At 51.5% G+C, this 5,710-nt stretch carries 11 protein-coding genes; 5 read left to right on the top strand and 6 right to left on the bottom strand.

Annotated features, from left to right (window positions below; all coding sequences use genetic code 11):
* Positions 1–163: 163 nt before the first annotated feature.
* The 5 genes from F599_RS0112970 to F599_RS0112945 form a co-directional block, all read right to left on the bottom strand.
* Positions 164–427 (bottom strand): hypothetical protein, encoded by a 264-nt coding sequence (locus F599_RS0112970; RefSeq protein ID WP_019543920.1) that lies wholly within the window; start codon positions 425–427, stop codon positions 164–166.
* The gene (locus F599_RS15935; RefSeq protein WP_019543919.1) at positions 427–585 is read right to left on the bottom strand and encodes a hypothetical protein; all 159 of its coding nucleotides are present in this window, start codon (positions 583–585) and stop codon (positions 427–429) included. Before F599_RS15935 ends, F599_RS0112970 begins: the two co-directional genes overlap by 1 nt.
* Positions 582–905, bottom strand: a complete 324-nt coding sequence (locus F599_RS0112960) for a MerR family transcriptional regulator (protein ID WP_019543918.1) — start codon at positions 903–905, stop codon at positions 582–584. The genes F599_RS15935 and F599_RS0112960 overlap by 4 nt, the downstream gene beginning before the upstream one ends.
* Before the next feature lie 75 nt (positions 906–980).
* On the bottom strand, positions 981–1,736 hold the full coding sequence (locus F599_RS14520; protein WP_019543917.1) for a Rha family transcriptional regulator: 756 nt from the start codon (positions 1,734–1,736) through the stop codon (positions 981–983).
* Between the two features lie 40 nt (positions 1,737–1,776).
* Positions 1,777–1,968 (bottom strand): helix-turn-helix transcriptional regulator, encoded by a 192-nt coding sequence (locus tag F599_RS0112945; RefSeq protein WP_019543916.1) that lies wholly within the window; start codon positions 1,966–1,968, stop codon positions 1,777–1,779.
* 170 nt (positions 1,969–2,138) lie between these two features.
* On the opposite strand from F599_RS0112945, the gene F599_RS0112940 reads away from it, so the two are divergent.
* The 4 genes from F599_RS0112940 (at position 2,139) to F599_RS0112925 (ending at position 4,797) form a co-directional block, all read left to right on the top strand.
* Positions 2,139–2,633, top strand: a complete 495-nt coding sequence (locus F599_RS0112940; RefSeq protein ID WP_071592884.1) for a helix-turn-helix domain-containing protein — start codon at positions 2,139–2,141, stop codon at positions 2,631–2,633.
* Positions 2,634–2,771: 138 nt separating this feature from the next.
* The gene (locus F599_RS0112935; protein WP_244869355.1) at positions 2,772–3,701 is read left to right on the top strand and encodes an Abi family protein; all 930 of its coding nucleotides are present in this window, start codon (positions 2,772–2,774) and stop codon (positions 3,699–3,701) included.
* A 151-nt stretch (positions 3,702–3,852) separates the two neighbouring features.
* Complete coding sequence (locus F599_RS0112930; RefSeq protein WP_019543913.1) at positions 3,853–4,278, top strand: ImmA/IrrE family metallo-endopeptidase; 426 nt, start codon at positions 3,853–3,855, stop codon at positions 4,276–4,278.
* A 72-nt stretch (positions 4,279–4,350) separates the two neighbouring features.
* Positions 4,351–4,797, top strand: a complete 447-nt coding sequence (locus F599_RS0112925; protein ID WP_019541980.1) for a DUF4231 domain-containing protein — start codon at positions 4,351–4,353, stop codon at positions 4,795–4,797.
* On the opposite strand, the gene F599_RS0112920 is transcribed toward F599_RS0112925, so the two are convergent.
* Positions 4,776–4,970, bottom strand: coding sequence for a hypothetical protein (locus F599_RS0112920; protein WP_019541981.1), 195 nt, complete (start codon positions 4,968–4,970; stop codon positions 4,776–4,778). The two genes, F599_RS0112925 and F599_RS0112920, sit on opposite strands and share 22 nt — an antisense overlap.
* A 38-nt stretch (positions 4,971–5,008) precedes the next feature.
* Here F599_RS0112920 and F599_RS0112915 point away from each other — a divergent pair, with 38 nt between their 5' ends.
* Positions 5,009–5,461 (top strand): TIR domain-containing protein, encoded by a 453-nt coding sequence (locus F599_RS0112915; protein ID WP_338141067.1) that lies wholly within the window; start codon positions 5,009–5,011, stop codon positions 5,459–5,461.
* The last annotated feature ends 249 nt before the right edge of the window (positions 5,462–5,710 follow it).

Genomic DNA, 5,710 nt, shown 5'->3' with positions numbered 1-5,710 from the left:
AAAGTGCCATGAGCAGGCGCGTATTTACGGCTTTCTCCGCGGCGTCGCGAGCGCCTTTCCGGTACATCTCCTGCGCGAAGTACTCCACATCGCCCAGCGTCCGCAGTACCGGCGTGTGGCGCTGGATGTTGCGCAGGGCCTCTGGCATTGGTTTCCGTCCCATCTACTCACCTCCTTTCAACAACAAGCACTCCAGCACACCCTCGAGCATGTCGCGCCACTCGTTGACAGTCTGCGGAGTAGCACAGCGCTTCAGCTCCATATCCGCCATGACATCCCGAACTTTGAGCACTGCACGCTTCCGCGCCCAGTCACTCTTTTCCAGGGCGTGGAGTAGTTCCAGGAACATCCGCGCCTGCGCCTGTCTTTCTGTCATGCGCCGCTCAAAGCGCCGCTCGCGCTTCGTCTTGTGCTCCATCGCTTTCATCACTTGAACACCTCTTTCGCGAATGCGTACCCGAGGAAACTCAGCCATGCAAGCGCGCCGATAAAGCAACATACTTCTTCGACGACCCCGCTGAGCTTTCTCCGGAGGCGCCGTTCCTGCCATTTGCGGATCCGCGCCCGTCGTTCCCAGATATTCACTGTGCTTCTCTCCTCTCAGGCAATGCCTCCACCTCTGACAACAGAAATTTCATCTGTTGGCCGCCGGGTAGGTAATAAGGGCTCAGATAGCCTTGCTTCACGAACTCATAGAGCCTGTTCTTCGTCGTGCCCAGCACCTTGGCTGCTACACCTATCTCGATGTAGGGGTCCGCCTTGGCGGGTACGACTGCAAGGTCTTTCCCCGTATCCCTCACGAGCTTCAAGAATTCCATGAGCTCCGGGGATTCTTTCAACAGCTTCTTGAGGGCCATTCCCTGCTTTACGATGCCCTCCAGCGCTTCGACATCCAGTGTGCTCATATCATCACTCCCCCTTCGTGTCATGCTCCTAGTCTTGATGCGAGTGGTGATGCACGCGCTTCTTTTGCTTACGCTTTACTGAAGCGCCGCGATTACCTTATCGCTCCACATGATCTGATAGCCGCTGTGGCCGCCGCGCTCGTACGGCTTGGCTTCGCCGTAGCGCTTGCCCTTCTCGGTGAGATGCCAGTCCCCGCCGCGCTTCTCCTGAAGTCCGCGCTCCGCGAGCAGCTGATTCGCCGCCGCGCCGTTCGGTTTGCCTGTCTTGCACTTCAGGCCGATACGCTCGGCAACGCCCGACGCATTGAGGTAGCTGACCTCCTTCGCCGCCGGCAGCAACGCTTTGCAGGGCGCCATATCGACGCCATACGCCTCGCCGACAAGGTTCATGCTGACGGCGAGCGCCATGCCATGCGCGACGCCAAACACCTTCTCCAGCTCCTCCGATGTCTTGCCGACATCGCGGATCGCCGTGCCGATCATACGCGTGCGGTAGTGCGGGTTCGGGGTGAGCTGCGGCGTCTTGATGGACTTCTCCATCTCGTTGAACGCGTTGATGTACTTGATCTTCCACTCAAACGCCTTCGCCCCGGTAAACCCCATGACGAGCAGGCTGAAACCGTCGCGGTTCATGAGAAAGTAGCGGAAGCTCTGTCCGCGGTACTCGCGGCTCGTTTCGTAGAACATATTTTTAGTGGCCGAATTTTCGGCTACTAAATTATCAATCGCCTCGAGCACATGTTTGTGCTGCTTCTCGAAATGCTCTGCCACGCTGCGGCTATCCGTGACCACCTGGTTGCTGTTGATTCTTACCAAATCACTCATGCTCATGCTCTCGTTCTCCTTTTTCTAATTCGCTAAAAGCGAATTATTACGGTAAATGAATGGCGCTTGGCGAAATCTTGTACATATCGCAAAGAATTAGCAGGTCTGCGGCACTGACTTTCGTTTTGCCGCTTTCCCAGTTGGTAATGGTCTGCTTGTTCTTGTGAAGACGCTTCGCCACCTCTGCCTGTGTGAGATTTGCATTCACACGGGCGGCCTTTAGACTAATCTGTGGCATCGTGTCACCTCCTTAAATATAATTCGCTTTAAGCTGTTTTTTCCAGCTGCTTATATCTTATATCAGCTTAAAGCGAATGTCAACACCGAAAGCGAATTTATTTTTTACTTTTAGCGGATTTTTTTAGGCTTTTAGTGTATAATTGTAGCTAAGAAAAAGGAGTGATTCCTATGTCAAAAGAGGAAAGCATCCGTTCCGTGATTTGTGGGAACTTGAATCGACTACTCCATCAAAGAAGAATGACACAGAAAGAATTATCCGACTATATGGGCGTGAGCGCGTCAACGGTAAATGACTGGGTTCGGGGCAAGAAAATTCCCCGTATGGATAAGGTGGATAAGCTATGCTCCATCTTTGGCGTTTCTCGTGAGGAAATACTCTACGATCATTCAAGCCGCACGAACCCCGCATCCTCCGCCCCGCCCGCGCCGCAGAAAAGTGACGGCCTGCCGGAGCTCAACGCGAGAGACGAGCGGGACATCCAGAAGCGCCTCAAGAGCATGCTCGACGACCTCGACCCGAACGCGGGGCTCGCCTACTACAACGGCGAAGAGCCGATGGACGACGAGACGCGCGACCTCATCCGCGCCGCCCTAGAAAACTCCCTCCGCGTCGCCAAGCAGATTGCCAAGGCGAAATATACGCCGAAGAAATACAGGAAATAGCTCAAATTTCTTGACATTATGTATATAAAACTATACAATGGGGATGAAAAGGAGTGCAGATACCTCTACGGGGGCCTGTGCGGAAAAAGACCTTCTCCATTGTGGAGGGGGTCTTTTTTTGTGAAGCCTTTTCGGACTATGGATGAACTGATCCAGAAGCTCAAGGATCGTGGCATGACGATACGTGACGAGGAGTTTGCTAAGAAGTGTCTATTGAGCAATACCTATTACAACGTCATCAATGGTTACAGCAAATATTTTCCGCGCATGGACGAAAAATATATCGCTGGAACGTCTTTCGACGAAGTATGGCAACTGTATCTTTATGACAAGGAAGTAAAGCAAGCATTCTTCGAAGCGCTTCTTCTGGCAGAGACGCATATCAAATCTATTTTTGCACACCATTTCGCTGAAACGTTCAGGGATATTCCCTATGCTTATTTGAATATCAATAGTTATCAAGGCGATGTGCTGGACATCGTTGCCACCATCTCACGATTATCGAACGAGATAAAGCGCCAAAGAAATATCCCTGGGTCTAGCATCCGTCATTATATCGCATGCCATAATGATGTCCCTATATGGGTGCTTGTCAATCACATAGATTTCGGAGAGTTTGTCTACATGTTATCAGAGTCTCGCACATCTGTTCAGAACAAAGTATCGCGCAGCCTATGCGGTTTCATAGAGCAAAATTTGGGGAAGTCTTTCCTTTTCGCACCTGAGGTGATGATAAGTTTTGTGCAGAATATGCGCGACGTCCGTAACGTGTGCGCTCACGACAATCGGTTGCTTGGGTTCAGATGCCGCAGGGACAGTAACTATTGGGCACCGTTACATGATAGGTTTGGCATTACTCCAGACATCGACCGCAGGAATGTTTTCTCTGTGTTCGTTTCGTTGCAATGCTTTTTGAGCATTTCTGAGTACGGTGCTCTTCACAATAAAATCCTCAAACGATCCAATCATTTGGGAAAGCACCTGCAAACCATAACCCTAAATGACATATTGCGTACTCTCGGCTTTCCGGAGAACTGGAATAGAAACGCGGCGCGAATTAGCACATAAAAAAGAAAGACCCCCGGCGCGAATACCACGTATCAAGTACGCTGATGAAATCACCCTCACATCATCCGGCGGCATCTTTCATATTCACTGTAGCATAATGAGCTTTCATACCAAGTTAAGCATTTCATTTAGAGAACAGGAGGTGTTGCTCGTGGATATCCAACAAATTGCCCGCAGCATAGCGCATCGATACCATACTTGCGACCCTTTTAAGATTGCCCGCAACCGCCATATCAAGATACTCTACGCACCTCTCGGGAACGTCATGGGCTTTCACAGCTATTCCCTCCGGCTGCATGTGATCCATCTCAATCAGGAACTAGACGAGCCTATGCTGCAATTCGTCTGCGCACATGAGCTCGGTCATACCATCCTGCATCCAGACATCAACACCGCATTCATGACGCACCGCACGTTCTTCTCCGCGAGCAAGCTCGAGCGCGAAGCGAACACCTTCGCCGTCGAACTCCTGCTGCCAGATGACTTTGTCCGCGAGAACGAGGGATGCTCCATCTACCAGCTCGCAAGGCTGCGGGGCGTGCCGGAGGGGCTTGTGGAGCTCAAGGGGATCGCGTGAGGCGGAATGGTACGACGTGGTACGACGTGGTACAAAAAAGCCGCCCGCAGGCGGCCAGGAAAGGAAGCCTAAATGTCACCTGACGAATATATCAGAAATCGCTTGGACGAACAGCAAAAATGGTTCAGCTGCAAAAGTACGGAAAACCAGCGCGAATATAAGCGTTTGCGGCGCTTAGAAACCGCATGCGTCCTCCTGCTTCCGGTTCTCGGAATGCTGCCGATTGCAGATCCTTGGCGCGACATTATACTCGTGTTACTCAGTGCCATAGCATCCTATCTCCGTTTCTTTGCTGGCCTGGACTCATGTCACGACTTATGGTTGCAGTATCGGGCAGCCAGCGAGGCCTTGAAGCGTGAAAAACTCCTGTACGAAACGCGCACAGGAGTTTACAGAGGAGATGACAGGGACACTGTTTTAGTGATGCGCGTCGAGAGCATCATTGCTTCCGTCAATGGAGATTGGATCCAGATCAAGCAAGACGAACCTCCGACACCTCATTCATCGACAGGTTCGTAGGTCTTGGCAAAAATATCCGGCTTGCAAGGATACTGCTCTCCTTTTACGCCGGTTATAATGTAATCCCCCACCGACGCATGATGGTCGCCTTCCAGTGTGTGGATAATCATCTCTCGGTCTGTCTGATAGGCCTCAACCACAACAGGCTTCTTCCGGTATTTCCTTACTTTCATCTCGCCCCACCTCTTTCACCGTGCTAAGTCGCGATAAAATGCCACTTCTTGCTATTTCATGTATATATTGTATCACAAGGGAAAGGATGATAGATATGCCTCGTACTTATAATCTTTTCATCAGCCATGCTTGGCAATACAACGATGACTACTCTACAGTTGTAAGGTGGCTATCACAAAGCTCTCTGGACTATCGGAATTACAGTGTACCTCAGCACGATCCACTTGATGTAAGGACAAATGCAGGACTAGAGAATGCGTTGACCAATCAGATAAGGCCCGCCAGTATCGTTATCATCATCGCGGGGATGTACGATGCCTACAGTAAGTGGATTGACTATGAGATTGACGAAGCTAATCGCATGGGAAAGACCATCATCGGCATCCGTCCCTGGGGACAGCAGCGCATTCCCTTGAAAGTCCAACAAGCCGCCACGGAGATGGTGGGCTGGAACTCGTCCTCTCTCATAGATGCTATCATGAGATATTAAGTCAGCGACATGCTCAAAAGTAGCCATTTTGGCGGCGCCGCCAAAATGCAAACAAAAATAGCCGCCCGCAGGCGGCACGATTTGCAGCAGCCGTTGACAAGACGGCCCTGAGTTGCCTCGTACGAGGCAGCTGGATAAGAAGGTGGTTGTCGGCCACCCCGCGCCGGACGCCCGTAGGCGTGCCGAGGCTTGTGGTTTCAGTATAACATATTCCCGTGGGACGCGCCACGGAGAAAGGAGCACATCATG

It is taken from the genome of Selenomonas bovis DSM 23594 (assembly GCF_000381005.1).
Taxonomy (GTDB): Bacteria; Bacillota; Negativicutes; order Selenomonadales; family Selenomonadaceae; genus Selenomonas_C; species Selenomonas_C bovis.
This window is presented reverse-complemented; position numbering and strand designations above follow the sequence as displayed.

Excerpts from the sequence above, each read along its gene's own strand:
- F599_RS0112945 (WP_019543916.1), bottom strand. The coding sequence starts at position 1,968 with ATGCCACAGATTAGTCTAAAGGCCGCCCGTGTGAATGCAAATCTCACA.
- F599_RS0112940 (WP_071592884.1), top strand. The coding sequence starts at position 2,139 with ATGTCAAAAGAGGAAAGCATCCGTTCCGTGATTTGTGGGAACTTGAAT.
- F599_RS14520 (WP_019543917.1), bottom strand. The coding sequence starts at position 1,736 with ATGAGCATGAGTGATTTGGTAAGAATCAACAGCAACCAGGTGGTCACG.
- F599_RS0112925 (WP_019541980.1), top strand. The coding sequence starts at position 4,351 with ATGTCACCTGACGAATATATCAGAAATCGCTTGGACGAACAGCAAAAA.
- F599_RS0112915 (WP_338141067.1), top strand. The coding sequence starts at position 5,009 with ATGCCACTTCTTGCTATTTCATGTATATATTGTATCACAAGGGAAAGG.
- F599_RS0112920 (WP_019541981.1), bottom strand. The coding sequence starts at position 4,970 with ATGAAAGTAAGGAAATACCGGAAGAAGCCTGTTGTGGTTGAGGCCTAT.
- F599_RS0112970 (WP_019543920.1), bottom strand. The coding sequence starts at position 427 with ATGAAAGCGATGGAGCACAAGACGAAGCGCGAGCGGCGCTTTGAGCGG.
- F599_RS0112935 (WP_244869355.1), top strand. The coding sequence starts at position 2,772 with ATGGATGAACTGATCCAGAAGCTCAAGGATCGTGGCATGACGATACGT.
- F599_RS0112960 (WP_019543918.1), bottom strand. The coding sequence starts at position 905 with ATGAGCACACTGGATGTCGAAGCGCTGGAGGGCATCGTAAAGCAGGGA.